The following is a 16,291-nucleotide window of genomic DNA, read 5'->3' as shown; positions in this document are numbered from 1 at the left end:
GAATGGGTGCGGTGGCCGGAGTCGGCGCGGACCCCGAGGAGATCTACGCCGAGCTGTGCGCGGGCCGCGACGCCCGCTCCCCGCTGCGCGCGTTCGACCCGGCGAAGTACCGGATGCGGCACGCCTACGAGATCGATGACCGCCCCGGCCGCGACGACCGGCCGCTGCGGGCGACCGAGTGGCTGTGCGCCGCGGTGGAGCAGGCAGTGGCCCAGGCGGGACTGGACGACCTCACCGACGTGCCGGTGCTGGTCGGCACCACCCTGCGGGAGCAGCGCAGCGCCGAGCTGTGGTGGCGCGACGGCGTCGGGTTCGACCCGGTGGACCTGGACTTCGGCCGGGCGCTGCGCACCCGCTTCGGCATCACCCGCACCTACACCTTCGCCAACGCGTGCGCCGCCGGGCTCTACTCGCTGGCGATGGGGACGGACCTGATCGAACTGGGTCTGGCGGAGACGGTGATCGTGGCGGGCGCCGACTCGATCACCGAGAGCGCGTTCGGCACCCTGGACCGCACCCAGAACGAGACGCCGGAGGCGCTGCTGCCCTTCGACGAGGCGCACCGGGGCATGGTCATGGGCGAGGGCGCGGCCGCCATGGTGGTGCGGCGGGCCGGGGCCGACCCGGACCGGGTGCTCGCCAGGGTGCGCGGGGTCAGCGCCAACTGCGACGCCGCGCACCCCACCGCGCCGGACGCGGCCGGGGTCACCGCGGTCATCGAGGACGCCTACCGGCGGGCCGGTGTCGGCCCCGCCGACATCGACCTGGTGATGCTGCACGGCAGCGGGACCCCGCTCAACGACACGACCGAGGCGAGCGTGCTCAGCGCGCTGTTCGCCGACGTCGCCGACGGCCCGCTGCTCTCGGCGATCAAGTCCATGACCGGCCACACCCTGGGCGGTTCCGGCCTGCACAGCGCGCTGGTGGCGGTCCTGGCGATGCGCGATGGCTCGGTGCCCCCCGTGCGCGGCCTGCGCAACCCGATCGCCGAGGCCGATGGCCTGCGCCTGGTGCGCGACACCGCCGCCACCACCGCGGTGCGCACCGCCCAGATCGACGCGTTCGGCTTCGGCGGCATCAACGCCGTCGCGATCCTGGAGGCCGCCCGATGAGCGTGCTGGTGACCGGAGTCGGGCTCGCGGTGGCGGGCCTGAGCGACCACGACGAACTGCTGGGCGAGCGGCGCGGGGGCGGGTTCGACCCGCGGACCGCGCTGCTGGGCCGCGACCTGCGGCACAAGGACCGGGCCACCCGGCTGGCGCTGCGCGCCGCCGAGCCCGCCCTGCGCGACGCCGGGCTGCTGGCGGAGGCGGAGTTCGCCGGGGACGCCGACCGCACCGCCGTGGTGGTCAGCTCGAACCTGGGCAACCTCGACAGCGTCTGCCTGTTCACCGATCTGATCGCGCGGGAGACCGTGGAGGCGCTGACGCCGCTCGGGCTGCCCCAGACCTCCAGCAACGTCATCACCGGCGCCATCGCCATCAGGTGGCGGCTGCGCGGCCCGAACGTGACCCTGTGCAACGGCGAGACCAGCGGGCTGGACGCCGTGCACTGGGCCGCCACCCTGATCGCCGCCGGGCGCGCGGACACCGCCGTCGTGGTCGGGGTGGAGCCCGCGGGCGAGGTGGTCGACAAGCTCGTCGGCGCCGACGTCGTCGACGGCGCGGTCGCCCTCGTGCTGGAGTCCGCGGAGCGGGCCGCGGGCCGGGGCGCGGTCCCGCACGCCCGGATCGGCGACTACCGCTACGGGGTGGACCAGGCCGCCGTGCGCGCGGGCGCGGCCGGGAGCGCCGCCGATATGTCCATTATGGATGGAACCGAGTTGCAGGCCAGGCTGGGCCGCTGTTCCGGCGCGCTGGGCGTGTTCCAGTGCGCCGCCGCCCTCTCCCTGCTGCGCGACGGCGCCGCGCCGGTGCTGGCCAGCATCACCGGCGCCGACGAGACCGCCGCGCTCCTGCTCCTGCCCGCCTGACCAGTGCAACCCGAGAGGAACCCCGCCATGGCCGAGTTCGACGTCGAAGACCTGCGTCAGCTGGTCGCCACCAGTCTGGAGCTGCCGGTCGAAGAGGTCAGCGACGACGCCGACTTCGTCACCGACCTGGGAGTCGACTCGCTGGCCGCCATCGACATCCTGATCAACCTGGAGAAGCGCTTCGGCGTGAAGGTGACCGACGCGGAGTTCAAGCTGCTGGACACCTTCGCCGACGTCCGGGACCTGATGACCGCCAAGCTGGCCGGGGTCTGACGTGTGCGGCATCACCGGCTGGGTGAGCTACCGCGGTGACCTGAGAGCCGAGCCGGGCGCCGTCACCGCGATGACCGACACCATGGCCTGCCGCGGCCCGGACGCCGACGGAGCGTGGGTCCGCCGCGCCGTCGCGCTCGGACACCGCAGGCTCGCCGTGATCGACCTGCCCGGTGGCACCCAGCCGATGGAGTTCAGCACGCCGGACTACGAGGTCGCGCTGACCTACAGCGGCGAGGCGTACAACTTCGCCGAGCTGCGCGCCGAACTGCGAGCGCGCGGGCACGTGTTCCGCACCGACAGCGACACCGAGGTGGTGCTGCACGGCTACCTGGAGTGGGGCGCGGCCGTCGCCGAGCACCTCAACGGCATGTACGCCTTCGCCGTGTGGGACTCCCGCTCGGAGAGCCTGCTGCTGGTCCGCGACCGCATGGGCATCAAGCCGCTGTACTACCACCCCACTCCCGACGGCGTGCTGTTCGGGTCCGAGCCCAAGGCGATCCTGGCCAACCCGCTGGCAGGTCGCGCGGTCGACCTGGACGGGCTGCGCGGCCTGTTCGGCTGGGTCAAGACCCCCGGCTGGGCGCTCTGGCGCGGCATGCACGAGGTGCCGCCGGGCGCGGTGGTCACGGTGTCGCGCAACGGCATCCGCACCGACGTCTACTGGGCGCTGCGGACCGCCGAGCACACCGACGACCTGGACACCACGGTGGCCACGGTCGGCGAGCTGATGGACGACATCGTGGGCCGCCAGCTCGTCGCCGACGTGCCGCGCTGCGTGCTGCTCTCCGGCGGGCTGGACTCCAGCGTGCTCACCGGGCTGGCCGCCAAGCGCCTGGCCGAGCAGGGCGAGCGGGTGCGGACGTTCGCGGTGGACTTCGCCGGGCAGGAGGAGAACTTCCGCCCGGACGTCATGCGCGACACCCCGGACTCCCCCTACATCCGCGACGTCGCCGCGCACGTCGGCTCGGCGCACCGCGACATCGTGCTCGACGCCGCCGACCTGACCGACCCGGACGTGCGCCGCAGGATGCTCACCGCCCGGGACATCCCGGTCGGGCTCTCGGACATGGACGTCTCGCTGCACCTGCTGTTCAAGGCGGTCCGGACCGAGTCGACGGTCGCCCTCTCCGGCGAGTCGGCCGACGAGGTGTTCGGCGGCTACCGCTCCTTCCACACCGACGCCGTGCGCAACGCCCGCACCTTCCCGTGGGTGGCCGCGCCGAGCCCGCTCAACACCAAGCCCGACCACCTGCCCGCGGGCCTGGCGGCGGCGCTGGACATCGACGGCTACATCGCCGACCAGTACACGAGCGCGGTCGGCGAGATCGAGCACCGCGACGGCGACAGTGAGCTGGAACGCACCATGCGGGTCATGTCCTACCTGCACCTGCAGCGGTTCGTCCGGCTGATGCTCGACCGCAAGGACCGCGCGTCGATGTCGGTGGGCCTGGAAGTCAGGGTGCCGTTCTGCGACCACCGGCTGGTGGAGTACGTGTACAACACGCCGTGGGCGATGAAGTCCTTCGACGGCAGGGAGAAGTCGCTGCTGCGGGCCGCGACCGGGCACGTGCTGCCGCGCTCGGTGCTGGAGCGGACCAAGAGCCCGTATCCCTCCACTCAGGACGTCCGGTACGCCGCGACGCTCCAGCAGCAGGCCAAGGAGCTGCTGATCGCGCCGGACCGGCCGGTGTTCGCGCTGGTGGAGCGCTCCTGGCTGGAGGAGACCGTGCAACTCGACCCGCGGGCGATGGCGCCGACGCGGCGCACCAACCTGGACCGGGTTCTGGACTTCGACGCCTGGTTCGAGCTGTACCGCCCCGAACTGATCCTGGACTGATCTTCGAGTGAGGGAGCACGATGGACGGCAAGGTCGGCGTGGTCACCGGAGCCGCGGGCGGGATCGGCGCGGCGGTCGCCAGGGAGGTGGCCGAGTCCGGCGCGGTGGTCGCCGCGCTGGACCGTGACGCGGCGCTGCTGGCCGAGACGGTCGAGAAGCTGACCGCCGAGGGCCTGCGGGTGGTGGCGTTCCCGGTGGACGTGACCGACGCGGCCGAGGTCGAGTCCGTCGTGGACGCGGTCGAGGACGCGCTCGGGCCGGTGGAGTTCCTGGTCAACGCCGCCGGGGTGCTGCGGCTGGCCGAGGCGCGCGCGGTCAGCGACCAGGACTGGGCGGACACCTTCGCGGTCAACACCACCGGCGTGCTGCACCTGTGCCGGGCGGTGGTCAACCGGATGGTTCCGCGCGGCCGGGGCGCGGTGGTGACCGTGGCCTCCAACGCCGCGGGCACGCCGCGGGTGTCGATGGCCGCCTACGCCGCGTCCAAGGCGGCCACCGCCATGTACACCAAGTGCCTCGGCCTGGAGGTCGCCCGGTTCGGCATCCGCTGCAACGTGGTCGCCCCCGGCTCGACCGACACCGCCATGCTGCGGTCGATGTGGCGGGACGACACCGGGGCCGCGGCCACCGTCGCGGGCAGCCTGGAGACCTTCAAGAACGGCATCCCGCTCGGCAAGATCGGCCTGCCCGCCGACGTCGCGGCCGCGGTGTCCTTCCTGCTGTCCGACCGAGCCGGGCACATCACCATGCACGAACTGACTGTCGACGGCGGCGCCACCCTCGGTGTGTGAACGAGCCACGTCCCACCACGTAACCGAAAGGACCTGCCATGCCGGGCATCCCCGCGATCCAGGCGTATCCGCTGCCCTCTGCGGGCGACCTCCCCGTGAGCACCGCGCAGTGGTCCATCGACCCGAGCCGTGCGGTGCTGCTGGTACACGACATGCAGCGCTTCTTCCTGCGGCCGTTACCCGAGTCGCTGCGCGCCGAGCTGATCGGCAACTGCGCCACGCTGCACCGGCGGTGCCGGGAGGTGGGTATGCCCATCGCCTACACCGCGCAGCCCGGCGGCATGAGCGATGAGCAGCGCGGTCTGCTCAAGGACTTCTGGGGCCCCGGCATGCGGGTCGACCCGGTGGACCGGGAGATCGTCGACGAGGTCGCGCCGGACGAGGACTCGTGGCTGCTCACCAAGTGGCGCTATAGCGCCTTCATCCACTCCGACCTGCTGGCCCGGATGCGCGCCGCCGGGCGCGACCAGCTCGTGGTGTGCGGCGTGTACGCGCACGTCGGCATCCTGATGACCGCGGTCGACTCGTTCAGCCACGACATCGAGACCTTCCTGGCCGCGGACGCGGTCGCCGACTTCAGCCTGGCCTACCACCGGCTCGCGATGACCTACGCCGCCGAGCGGTGCGCCGTGGTGGACACGACCAAGGGGCTGCTGGCCGGATTGGACGCGTCCCTGTGACCCTGCTCGACCAGGTGCTCGGCGCGAACCCGCCGCCGTTCGCCTTGCTGCACCGACCCGAGTCCGCGGGCGCCGACGGCGTGGACCTGATCGTCGGTGAGATGTCCACACCGGACAGCGTGGCCGCGGCGCCCGTCAGCCGGTCCCACCGCGCCGGGCACCGGACGCTGCTGATGGTCCCGCACCGGCAGATCACCGAACTCGGCTACGACGCGATAGACGACGGCACTCCCCTGCTCGCGCTGAGCGTCACCGCGCAGCAGCGGGTGCCGCTGGCCGAGCTGGCGGCGGCGCTGCCCGACGTGCCCGTCCGGTTGAGCGGTGGGCGCTTCGACACCGACGACGCCGGGTACCGGGAGATCGTGCGCAGGGTGATCTCCGAGGAGATCGGCACCGGCGAGGGCGCGAACTTCGTGGTGAAGCGCACCTATCTGGCCGACATCACCGATTACGGCCCGCACCTCGCGTTGACGGTGTTCGGCAGGCTGCTGCGCCGCGAACAGGGCGCCTACTGGACGTTCCTGGTGCACACCGGGGACCGCGTCCTGGTCGGCGCCACCCCGGAGCGCCATGTCAGCCTGCGCGACGGGGTGGCGGTGATGAACCCCATCAGCGGCACCTACCGCTACCCGCCGACCGGACCGACCCTGCCCGGCGTGCTCGACTTCCTCGCCGACCGCAAGGAGACCGACGAGCTGTACATGGTGCTCGACGAGGAACTGAAGATGATGGCGCGGCTGTGCGCGGGCGGCGGCCGGGTGGTGGGACCGTTCCTCAAGGAGATGGCCCGGCTCGCCCACACCGAGTACCTGATCGAGGGCCGGGCCTGCCGGGGCGCGCTGGAGATCCTGCGGGAGAGCATGTTCGCGCCCACGGTGACCGGCAGCCCGCTGGAGAACGCCTGCCGGGTGATCGCCCGGCACGAGTCGTGCGGGCGCGGGTACTACGGCGGCGTGGTGGCGCTGATCGGCACCGACGAGGACGGGCACGAGACCATGGACTCGGCCATCGTCATCCGGGCCGCCGACATCGATCCGACCGGCAGGCTGGCCATCAGCGTCGGCGCGACCCTGGTCCGGCACTCCGACCCGGCCGCCGAGGTGCAGGAGACCACGGCGAAGGCGGCGGGTCTGCTGGCCGTCTTCGACACCGACGCCTCGGCCGCCCCGGCGCGGCCGCGCGGGCCCGCGCTGGCCGAGCACCCGGCGGTGCGGGCGGCGCTGGCCGACCGCAACACCTCGCTGGCCCGGTTCTGGGTGTCCGGCCCGGCGGAGGCGGGCGAGCAGGACCTGGCTGGCCGCCGGGTCCTGGTGCTGGACGCCGAGGACGCCTTCACCGCCATGATCGCCCACCAGCTGCGGTCCCTCGGCCTTGAGGTGAGCGTGCGCCGGGTGGGAGAACCGCGCACCTTCGACCCGTTCGATCTGGTGGTGCTCGGCCCTGGCCCCGGCGACCCCCGCTCGGACGGGCCGAGGGTGGTCGGCCTGCGCGCCGCCGCCGCGACTCTGCTGGCACAGCGCAAGCCGTTCCTGGCGGTGTGCCTGAGCCACCAGGTCCTGGCCGCCCACCTCGGCCTGGAACTGCGCAGGCGGGCGGTCCCGAACCAGGGGGTGCAGCGCGATGTCGCCCTCTTCGGCGCCACCGAGCGGGTCGGCTTCTACAACACCTTCGCCGCGCACTGCGACACCGACACGATCATCCACCGGGGCGAGACCGTGACGGTGGCCCGCGACCCGGCCTCCGGCGAGGTCCACGCCCTGCGCGCCCGGGAGTTCGCCTCGCTGCAGTTCCACGCCGAGTCCATCCTCACCGTCAACGGCGTCTCGATCCTGTCCGGCCTGCTCAGTGGCCTGCTGGCAGGCACGCCCGCCCGGCTGGACATGGCGGGGTGGCCCGCGCTGACCGCGTCCGAACACCGGGGGATCCCGTGATGAGCCCGACCACCCGCGAACCGGAAGCCGCGAGTCCCGACAGCGGCCTGCTCGCCCCGGTGTGGGCGGGCACCCCGGTGGCGGCGGTCACCGACGACCGCGCCTGGCTGGCCGCCATGGTGCGGTCCGAAGCCGCCCTGGCCACCGCCCAGGCCGCGCTCGGCGCCGTCCCGCCCGGGACGGCGCCGGCCATCCGCGCCGCCGCCGACGACCTGGACGTCGTCTCGATCGCCCGCCGGTCGCGGGAGTCGGCCAATCCGGTCGTCGCCTTCGTCGCGGACCTGACCGCGGCGGTGGCCCGCCGCGACCCGGCCGCCGCCGACCACGTGCACGCGGGGTGCACCAGCCAGGACATCCTCGACACCGCCGCGATGCTGGTCACCGCGGACGCCCTGGCCCTGCTGCACGCCGACCTGCTGCGCGTGGCGGAGGCGCTGGCCGGTCACGTGGAGCGGCACCGCGACACCCTCGCCGTCGCCCGCACGCTGACCCAGCACGCCCTGCCGACCACCTTCGGGCTCAAGGCCGCCACCTGGCTCGACCTCGTCCGCGCCGCCGCCGACCGGATCGGCGACGCGTCGGCCGGCCTGCCCGTGCAGCTCGGCGGGGCGGTCGGCACCCTCGCCGGGTACCGCGAGCACCTGGCCGCGACCGACGGCCCGGAGCGCGGGGCCCGCCCGGAACTGCGGCTCGTCGAACTCATGGCGGGCGAACTCGGCCTGCGTGCCCCCGCACTGCCCTGGCACACCGGGCGGACACCGCTGGCCGACGTCGCCGCCGCGCTGACGTTCGCCTCGGGGGCGCTGGGCAAGCTGGCCGCCGACGTGCTCGTCCTCAGCCGCACCGAGATCGCCGAGGTCAGCGAGCCCGCCGCCGACGGCCGGGGCGCGTCGTCGGCGATGCCGCAGAAGCGCAACCCGGTGCTGAGCACACTCATCGCCACCGCTGCCCGCCAAGTCCCGGTGTTCGCACTCGTGATCTCCCAGGCCGTGGTGGCCGAGGACGAGCGTCCCGCGGGCGCCTGGCACGCCGAGTGGTCCGCGCTGCGCGACTGCCTCCGCCTGACCGCCGGAGCGGCGCACACCGCGGCGGAACTGGTGGCGGGGCTGGTGGTCGACGCGGAGCGGATGGCGGCGAACGCGGCGGCGACCGGCGACGCGCTCACCACCGAGCGGGTCGTCGCGCACCTCGTCGCGCACCTGGGCCGGAGCCGGGCGAAACGCCTCGTCACCACCGCGCTGGGGCAGGCGCCCGAGGACGTCCGAGGCGCGCTCGCCAGTGCTCTGCGCCAGGAGGGGGTCGACATCGACGTGGACGCCCTGTTCACGCCCGAGGACTACCTGGGCGCCGCGCGCGACCTCGTGGACGGCGCGCTCTCCACGGCGCGGCGCCACCGCTCTGCGCCCTGATCGACCACCCACGCCGATCGTCCGGAGCCCCCGAACCGGTCGGCACGCCTGCCGTGCCGACCTCGTGACGCGGCTCGGCGGCCAGCGCCCTTCCGACAACGACGTCGCCGGGCGCTGGCCAGGCGCGCGCATACCCACGAAGTGACCCCTGTCGACGGCCCCAGGAGGACCACAGTGCCCGAGCCGGGCAAGACCATCGCCGTCGTCGGCGCGGGCCCACGCGGGCTGGCCGTGCTGGAACGGTTGTGCGCCAACCGCTCCGCCGGTCTCCGCGTCGACATCCACGTCGTCGACCCCTATCCGCCGGGACCCGGACGCGTCTGGCGCACCGACCAGCCCCCCGAGCTGCTGATGAACACGATCACCTCGCAGGTCAGCCAGTACACCGACGACAGCGTCCCGTGCGCGGGCCCGGTCGTCCCCGGTCCCAGCCTGCACGACTGGCTGCAAGGCCCGGAATCGGCGGGTATCGCCGGAGTCGCCGACGCGCGCCTCCTCGGCCCCGACGACTACCCCGGCCGAGCCGTCTGCGGCCACTACATGTCCTGGGTCTACGCACAGCTGCGCGCCGAGGACGAGGTCCGGTTCATCGAGCACCGCCAGGAGGCCACCGCCCTGCGTGACGGGCCGGGCGGCCAAGTGCTGACCCTGGCCGACGGCACCGAGATCGGCGGGCTCGACGCCGTCGTGCTGGCCCTCGGCCACACCGAGACCGCGTCGAGCGCGGAGGAGATCGCGTTCGCGGACTTCGCCGCCCGGTCGGGTCTGGGCTACCACCCACCGGGCAATCCCGCCGACGCCCGGCTCGACGCCGTCACACCGGGCGAGGCGGTCGGGCTGCGCGGGCTGGGCCTGGTGTTCTTCGACTACATGAGCCTGCTGACCGAGGGCCGCGGCGGGAAGTTCGTGCCGGCGGAGTCCGGGCTGCGCTATCTCCCCTCCGGCGAGGAGCCGCGCCTGTACGCCGGGTGCAGGCGCGGCATCCCGCACCACGCCCGGGGAGAGAACCAGAAGGGCGCCGCGGGCAGGCACCTGCCACGACGGCTCGACCCCGAGCGAATCGCCCGGCTCCGCCGCGGATCGGCCGTCGACTTCCGCCGCGAGATCTGGCCACTGGTCCAAGACGAGGTGGAGAGCACCTACTACCACGCGCTCGTCCGCCGCCGCTCCGGCGAGGACGCCGCGGCCATCTTCCTTGAGCGCTACCTGCGCGACGCCCCCGCGGCCCTGCGCGACGCCCAAGTCGACCCCGCCGACCTGTGGTCGTGGGAGCGGCTGGAGAACCCGTGCGCGGACCGGGCCTTCGCCACACCGGAGGAGTTCACGGCCTGGCTGGTCGAGCACCTCCGGGCAGATGTCCACCACGCGCGCGCAGGCAACGTGGACGACCCGCTCAAGGCCGCCCTCGACGTGCTCCGCGACCTACGCAACGAGATCCGCCAAGTGGTGGACCACGGCGGCGTGCGCGGCGCGTCCTACCGCGACGACCTGGTCCGCTGGTACAACCCGTTCAACGCCCACCTGTCCATCGGCCCGCCCGCGTCCCGGGTGGAGGAGATGCTGGCGCTCATCGAGGCGGGCGTCCTGCAGATCATGGGCCCGGGCACGACCGCCACCACCGTCGAGAACCCGGCCCGATTCCTGATCGGCGCGACCGGCGTACACGGCTCGGCGGTACCGGTCACCACCCTGGTGGAGGCGCGCATCAGCGACATCGACCTCCGCAGAACGACAAGCCCCCTGCTGCGCTACCTACTCGCCACCGCCCAATGCAGACCCCACAGCGTCCCAGACCCGTTGCAGCCCTACGAGTCCGGCGGCCTGGACGTCACCGAGCGCCCGTACCGCCTCCTCGACGCAGCGGGCCGAGCACACCCGAGGCGCTTCGCCTACGGGGTGCCCACGGAATCGGTGCACTGGGCCACGGCCGCGGGCATCCGCCCCGGCGTCGGCTCGGTCACCCTGGAGGACGCCGACGCCATCGCCCGGGCCGCGCTCGGGCTGGGGTGAGCAGGACGCCCGCCCCGGCTCGGCTGGCCCGCCGAAACATATCGGCGTTGCGGCAGCAGGAGAGATCCTCACACATCCATGGGGGCGCACGGACGGTGCCAGTCTGGCGCGGCAATCATCCGGTGGCCCCGCGAGCCGCGGGGCCACCGGATGCGGGGTGTCAGATGCGGCGCCACTTCTGGTTGGCAGTGCCCGCGCACGTCCACATCTGGAGGACGGCGTCGTTGTTCGGGTTCCACTCGGCGATGTCGACGCACTTGTTGGCCTGTGGGTTGACCAGGTCGCCCGCGGCGGTGAGGACGAACTGCTGGGCCGGGTTGCCGCTGCAGGTGGCGATCTGCACGGCGGCGCCGTCGGCGACGGAGCCCCAGGCGACGTCCATGCACTTGTTGTTCTCGGTGCGCAGGGTGCCGTTGGTGAACTGCCACTTCTGGTTCGTGCCGCCGGTGCAGTTCCACACGATGAGGCGTTGGCCGTCGGCGAAGTTCCAGTTCGGGACGTCGATGCACTTGTTGTGCCAGTTGCTGGCGATGGCGCTGCCGCCGGGCTGTGGGCCGGAGCCGCCGGAGCCGAACGGGGTCAGGATGATGGCCGCCGCGCGGGGGTCGCCGTCGTGGACCAGGGATTCCTGGGCCAGGACGTCGTCGAAGGCGAAGCCGTAGGCCTTGCCGTCGACCATGTTCTGGTGGATGAGGCGCGAGTAGTGGTTGGTCAGGGTGCCGCGGTAGAAGTCGCCGGGCCCGCCGCTGGGCTGGGTGTCGATCGTGCCGAGGGTGGAGCGGTGCAGGGCGGCGCACAGGGTGCGGGCGATCGGGCCGACCACGGTGTCGTTGGGGGCGTGCAGGGCGCCGTCGCAGCCCCAGACGTTCGAGGTGGAGGGCTTGGCGAAGGACGCGACGCGGCGGCCCGCGGAGTCGGTGAAGTGCATGGTGGTGCCGGAGGTGCGGCCGGTGTAGCGGATGCCGGGCTGGTCGGTGAACGGCACGACGGTGAGGTTCTTGCCCGTGTAGGCGTTCCACGCCTGGGTGATGTACGGGTCGAGGTAGGTGGGGCTGAACAGGCCCGCGTCGGCGGCCTTGCCGGGGGCCAGCACCCGCAGCACGGTGCCGTCGGACCTGGTGAGGATGGTGTTGGCCCAGCCGGGCTGGTTGCGGATGCCCGCGATCACGGTCTCGCGGCCGTTGTCGACCAGGTCGCCGGTGCGCTTGGTCTGGCCGTTCGCGCCGGTCACGCTGACCGCGTGCGGGACGGCGAACTGGTCGACCTGGGAGCTGTTGAGCCAGAGGCCCGCGTCGTTGTAGGTGAACTCGCTCCAGTCGAAGAGGATGTTGCGGTTCGGGTCGCCCGGTGACCAGGGGGCGGGTTGGACAAGGCCGTCGGGGGTCAGGAAGAACTTCAGCTTCTCACCGAAGGACATGTACACGCGGCCGGAGATGAAGCGCGGGACCTGCAGGGTGATGCTGCCGCCGTTGCCGGGCGCGGTGATGGAGACGTCGGGGGCGGGCACCGGCGGGTTGGCGCCTGCCGGCCAGCGGGTGAACGCACCCGCCCGGTTGACGTAGCCCAGGCCGCCGCCGGGCCGGATGTCGGTCCCGAGGACGTAGAGGTAGACCGCTTCGGACCGGCCACTGTTGTTGGTGACGGTGAGCGGTAGGAGGTTGGGGCCGATGGCCTCGGCGGGAACCACAGCCGGGACCGCGGCGGTCGCGGCGGCGACCAGGACGGCGCTGAGCGCGCCCCACCATCTGGATCGTGCGCCCATGATTCCTTCTCTCGCTCGTGGTAGCGCTTCCACGGTCACGTATGGACTGGACCAATGTCAAGGGCATCACTTTCCCACCGGGTGCCGGGGTGGAAAGTCGGAGTCGCGCGGGGTGGAGGAGTGGACCCACTCGCTGATCGAGCAGCTGAGGGGAGGACCGCCGCACGGGCTACGGCCTGGCAGGGAGCGCGGCGTGGTTCCACAGCCCGGCGTCGGACGCGTCGGCGACGTGGACCTACCACCCGCTGCTGCCGCCGTCGCGGAGCCGGATTCTCGCCGACCTCGACGCCGCGCCTCGGGAGCCGGGTGAGGTCAGGCCCCTCGCGATGGAGGCCGCCTTCCATCCGGACGGGAACGCCGAGGTCAGCCGTGCCAACGGGTGCGCCCACCGATCCCGGATCTGGCCGAAGGAGGCCGGTCGGGCACGCGTTTGCCGGATGACCTCCGCGCGCCGCACCGGGTGGTGGGCCATGACGACGAGACCGGGCTGCTCAACCAGTACAGCCTCGGCCCACTGTCTGGCCTCGGCGGCTGTCGGCGACGTCCGGGTGCTCACTCTGGGCCAAGCGCAGTGGGACCGGCTCCGGGCGGCGGGACCGGCACCGAAGCGGCTGGCCGCGGCCCGACGTCAGAAGTGTCGCCTGAACGCTGTGATTATCACCCAGACTGTCCCGTGATCGCGTGAGTCGATCACCTGGGGTCAGCCTCCGCTCCGTGTCCCGTCGGGTGCTCGGCGGCCGAAAGGCCTTCGTGTCCCTGTTTGGGCTGTCGTCCCGGTGACGTCCCGTGATCGCCGCCGCGGCCGGGGCGCGTTCGGTTCGTATGCTGCGCGACAAGGACGAATGCGACAGGAAGGACGCACATGAGGGGCAGGATCTCCCGGGCGCTGGCGCTTCTCGTGGCGGCGTTGTTCATGGCGACACTGGTCCAGGTGACGGCGGCACCTGCGGCTCACGCGTACAGCTGGACACGGACCTTGCAGCAGGGCTCGACCGGAGCCGACGTGCGCGAGCTGCAGATCCGCGTCGCGGGCTGGGCCGCCGACTCCCCCACACGCACCCACGTCGCCGTCGACGGCAACTTCGGACCCGGCACGCGCGCCGCCGTCATCCGCTTCCAACGCGCCTACGGCCTCGCCGCCGACGGCATAGCGGGCCCGGCCACCCACGCCGCGCTCAACGCGCTCGAAGACGCCGACGGCTCCACCCGCCACTTCACCTTCAGCGAGTTCCACTCCAAGGACGGCGCGGGCTTCAACGGCGGCAAAGTCAGCGCCGCCACCGTGAAGGAGAACATCCGCAGGCTGATGTACAAACTCGAAGCCGTCCGCAAGAAGGCCGGAAACGTCGCCATCACGATCAACAGCGGCTTCCGCAGCATCAACCACAACACCAACGTCGGCGGCGCCTCCAACAGCCAGCACATGTACGGCATCGCCGCCGACATCGTCCTCAGCGGACGCTCGGTCAGCCAGACCATCTCCTACGCGCAGACCTCCGGCTTCTCCGGCATCATCCGCTACGCCTCCTTCACCCACGTCGACAGCCGCGCCGAGTACAGCTACGGCAGCACGGCCTACTTCTGGGACATCTGAGCGCGAGACAGCCGGGCGGTAGGGTCCACCACGAGAAGACGTCCGCGAGGAGGCGCACGTGGTGGACCTTTCCCGATTCCCCCGCACCGCCCTGGGCGTCTGGCCCACGCCACTGGAGGACTGCGCGCGCCTGTCCGACGTGCTCGGTGGGCCGCGGATTCTGGCCAAGCGGGACGACGTCAACGGCCTGGGGGTCGGCGGGAACAAGCTGCGGAAGCTGGAGTTCCTCCTCGGCGCCGCGCTCGCCGACGGGGCCGACACGGTGATCACCTTCGGCGGTCTGCAGACCAACCACGGCAGGCAGACGGCTGCGGCGTGCGCGCGGTTGGGGCTGCGCTGCGAGTTGGTGCTCACCAGGCGGGTGACCGCGGCGGCAGGCTCCGGCGGGCTTGTCGCGCCGCGCGAGGGCGAGGCCTACGAGCGCTCGGGCAACGTCGCCCTCGACGTGCTGTACGGGGCGCACGTCCACTTCTGCGAGGACGACGCCGAGACGGCGGCCGTCTACACGCGGATCAGTGAGCGGGCGGCAGCGGAAGGCAGGTCGGCGGTCACGCTGCCGGTCGGCGGGTCCACCGCGGTCGGTGCGCTTGGCTACGTCGCCGCGACCGCCGAGCTGAAAGCGCAGCTGTCCGAGGTGGACCGGATCGTCTGCGCGTCCGGCAGCGCGGGCACGGCGGCGGGTCTCGCGCTCGGGGTCGCGCTGCTGGACTGGCCGGTCACCGTGGACGCGGTCTCCGTGTCCGGGTCGCGGTCGCACCTGACGGGCGAGATCGCCCGGCTGGTGGGTGAGGCGGCGGAGCTGCTGGGCGTCCCCACGCCGCCGCTCCCCCACGTCCGGGTGACCGATCGCGCGGTCGGGCCCGGCTACGGCATTCCCACCCCACAGGTGTGGGACGCCGTGCGCCTCTTCGGCCGGACGGAGGGCATCACCCTGGATCCGGTCTACACCGGCAAGGCCGCCGCCGCCCTCGTCGACGCCGTCCGCTCCGGCGAGATCGCCGACACCGAGACCGTGGTGTTCCTGCACACCGGCGGGCTGCCCGGCCTGTTCGGCTACGCACCCGAGCTGGTCGAGGAGACCGCGGTCTGATCCCCGCTAGCTGGAGCAGCAGGCGGAGGCCGTGTTGTCCACGTTCGGGGTCGTGATGTTGTGTGTGGCGTGGGGTTTGGTGGCGCGGATGATGGCTGAGTGCATGCCGTCGGCGACGTGGTGGGTGGGGGTGATGGTGATGTCGGTGAATCCGGCCGCCGCGAGCCCGTCGTGGTACTCGGTGAAGGAGAGGGCTCCGGCGATGCAACCGACGTGATCGCCGCGCTCGGCGCGCTGGGCAGGGGTGAGGGTGTCGTCGGCGACGACGTCGGAGACGCCGAGGAGGCCGCCGGGGCGCAGGACGCGGAAGGTCTCGGCGAAGACGGCGGGTTTGTCGGTGGAGAGGTTGATGACGCAGTTGGAGATGACGACGTCGATGGTGGCGGCGGGCAGGGGGATGGCCTCGATCGTGCCTTTGAGGAACTCGACGTTGGTGGCGTGGGCCTTGGCGGCGTTGGACAGGGCGAGGGCGAGCATCTCCTCGGTCATGTCCAGTCCGTAGGCCTTGCCGGTGGGGCCGACCCGGCGGGCGGAGAGCAGCACGTCGATGCCGCCGCCGGAGCCCAGGTCGAGCACCCGGTCGCCGGTGTGGAGGTCGGCGACGGCGGTGGGATTGCCGCAGTCCAGGGACGCGGCGACGGCGTCGACGGGCAGGGTGTCGCGCTCCTCGCCGGTGTAGAGGGTGGAGCCGAAGTTGGCGTCGACTTCGACCGGTTGCGGGCCGCAGCAGCGGTGCCGCCTGCGGTGACTTTGACCGCGGCGGCGGCGTAGCGCTCCCGCACGGTCTCACGCAGGCGGGTGGCCTCGTCGGACATGGGTTCCTCCCGGGGTGCCGCATGGGCGCGCTGACCGCCGGATCGCCGGCGTGAGGCAATCCTCAAGGCCAGCGGACTCGCCGCGGCACGGGTGGTCGCCTCCACCGACCACTGGCGTCTACTG

12 protein-coding genes and 1 pseudogene are annotated in these 16,291 nt (G+C 72.6%); 11 read left to right on the top strand and 2 right to left on the bottom strand.

Features of this window, described 5'->3' with window-relative positions; translation table 11 throughout:
• Positions 1-2: 2 nt before the first annotated feature.
• From ACFPM7_RS06570 to ACFPM7_RS06530, 9 genes are all read left to right on the top strand, one after another.
• Positions 3-1,112: a beta-ketoacyl synthase N-terminal-like domain-containing protein gene (locus ACFPM7_RS06570; protein WP_378245039.1), complete on the top strand. Its 1,110-nt coding sequence runs from the start codon at positions 3-5 to the stop codon at positions 1,110-1,112.
• On the top strand, positions 1,109-1,972 hold the full coding sequence (locus ACFPM7_RS06565; protein WP_378244888.1) for a beta-ketoacyl synthase N-terminal-like domain-containing protein: 864 nt from the start codon (positions 1,109-1,111) through the stop codon (positions 1,970-1,972). Before ACFPM7_RS06570 ends, ACFPM7_RS06565 begins: the two co-directional genes overlap by 4 nt.
• A 27-nt stretch (positions 1,973-1,999) precedes the next feature.
• On the top strand, positions 2,000-2,245 hold the full coding sequence (locus ACFPM7_RS06560) for an acyl carrier protein (protein ID WP_378244886.1): 246 nt from the start codon (positions 2,000-2,002) through the stop codon (positions 2,243-2,245).
• 1 nt (position 2,246) lies between these two features.
• The gene (gene asnB / locus ACFPM7_RS06555) at positions 2,247-4,085 is read left to right on the top strand and encodes an asparagine synthase (glutamine-hydrolyzing) (RefSeq protein WP_378244883.1); all 1,839 of its coding nucleotides are present in this window, start codon (positions 2,247-2,249) and stop codon (positions 4,083-4,085) included.
• Positions 4,086-4,105: 20 nt separating this feature from the next.
• Positions 4,106-4,876 carry a 2,3-dihydro-2,3-dihydroxybenzoate dehydrogenase gene (locus ACFPM7_RS06550; RefSeq protein ID WP_378244881.1) on the top strand — a complete coding sequence of 257 codons (771 nt, stop codon included), beginning with the start codon at positions 4,106-4,108 and terminating at the stop codon, positions 4,874-4,876.
• 38 nt (positions 4,877-4,914) lie between these two features.
• On the top strand, positions 4,915-5,556 hold the full coding sequence (locus ACFPM7_RS06545) for an isochorismatase family protein (protein WP_378244879.1): 642 nt from the start codon (positions 4,915-4,917) through the stop codon (positions 5,554-5,556).
• Entirely contained in the window at positions 5,553-7,487 is a 1,935-nt protein-coding gene (locus ACFPM7_RS06540) for an anthranilate synthase family protein (protein WP_378244877.1), read from the top strand. The genes ACFPM7_RS06545 and ACFPM7_RS06540 overlap by 4 nt, the downstream gene beginning before the upstream one ends.
• Positions 7,487-8,896 (top strand): lyase family protein, encoded by a 1,410-nt coding sequence (locus tag ACFPM7_RS06535; protein ID WP_378244875.1) that lies wholly within the window; start codon positions 7,487-7,489, stop codon positions 8,894-8,896. Before ACFPM7_RS06540 ends, ACFPM7_RS06535 begins: the two co-directional genes overlap by 1 nt.
• Positions 8,897-9,070: 174 nt before the next feature.
• Complete coding sequence (locus tag ACFPM7_RS06530; protein WP_378244873.1) at positions 9,071-10,906, top strand: FAD/NAD(P)-binding protein; 1,836 nt, start codon at positions 9,071-9,073, stop codon at positions 10,904-10,906.
• A gap of 160 nt (positions 10,907-11,066) precedes the next feature.
• Here ACFPM7_RS06530 and ACFPM7_RS06525 read toward each other — a convergent pair whose 3' ends face one another.
• Entirely contained in the window at positions 11,067-12,668 is a 1,602-nt protein-coding gene (locus tag ACFPM7_RS06525) for a glycoside hydrolase family 64 protein (RefSeq protein ID WP_378244871.1), read from the bottom strand.
• Positions 12,669-13,671: 1,003 nt separating this feature from the next.
• On the opposite strand from ACFPM7_RS06525, the gene ACFPM7_RS06520 reads away from it, so the two are divergent.
• Positions 13,672-14,262 carry a D-Ala-D-Ala carboxypeptidase family metallohydrolase gene (locus ACFPM7_RS06520; protein ID WP_378244869.1) on the top strand — a complete coding sequence of 197 codons (591 nt, stop codon included), beginning with the start codon at positions 13,672-13,674 and terminating at the stop codon, positions 14,260-14,262.
• A gap of 58 nt (positions 14,263-14,320) precedes the next feature.
• Positions 14,321-15,352, top strand: a complete 1,032-nt coding sequence (locus tag ACFPM7_RS06515; RefSeq protein ID WP_465251834.1) for a D-cysteine desulfhydrase family protein — start codon at positions 14,321-14,323, stop codon at positions 15,350-15,352.
• A gap of 6 nt (positions 15,353-15,358) precedes the next feature.
• On the opposite strand, the pseudogene arsM reads toward ACFPM7_RS06515, so the two are convergent.
• A pseudogene (arsM, locus tag ACFPM7_RS06510) lies at positions 15,359-16,045 on the bottom strand (arsenite methyltransferase); the annotation flags it as partial.
• Between the last annotated feature and the right edge of the window lie 246 nt (positions 16,046-16,291).

The organism is Actinokineospora guangxiensis (genome assembly GCF_042657845.1).
In the GTDB taxonomy this organism is placed as follows: domain Bacteria; phylum Actinomycetota; class Actinomycetes; order Mycobacteriales; family Pseudonocardiaceae; genus Actinokineospora; species Actinokineospora guangxiensis.
Note: the sequence above shows the minus strand (reverse complement) of the source record. Positions and strands in the feature narration are given on the sequence as shown.

Excerpts from the sequence above, each read along its gene's own strand:
- ACFPM7_RS06570 (WP_378245039.1), top strand. The coding sequence starts at position 3 with ATGGGTGCGGTGGCCGGAGTCGGCGCGGACCCCGAGGAGATCTACGCC.
- ACFPM7_RS06565 (WP_378244888.1), top strand. The coding sequence starts at position 1,109 with ATGAGCGTGCTGGTGACCGGAGTCGGGCTCGCGGTGGCGGGCCTGAGC.
- ACFPM7_RS06560 (WP_378244886.1), top strand. The coding sequence starts at position 2,000 with ATGGCCGAGTTCGACGTCGAAGACCTGCGTCAGCTGGTCGCCACCAGT.
- ACFPM7_RS06550 (WP_378244881.1), top strand. The coding sequence starts at position 4,106 with ATGGACGGCAAGGTCGGCGTGGTCACCGGAGCCGCGGGCGGGATCGGC.
- ACFPM7_RS06545 (WP_378244879.1), top strand. The coding sequence starts at position 4,915 with ATGCCGGGCATCCCCGCGATCCAGGCGTATCCGCTGCCCTCTGCGGGC.
- ACFPM7_RS06535 (WP_378244875.1), top strand. The coding sequence starts at position 7,487 with ATGAGCCCGACCACCCGCGAACCGGAAGCCGCGAGTCCCGACAGCGGC.
- ACFPM7_RS06525 (WP_378244871.1), bottom strand. The coding sequence starts at position 12,668 with ATGGGCGCACGATCCAGATGGTGGGGCGCGCTCAGCGCCGTCCTGGTC.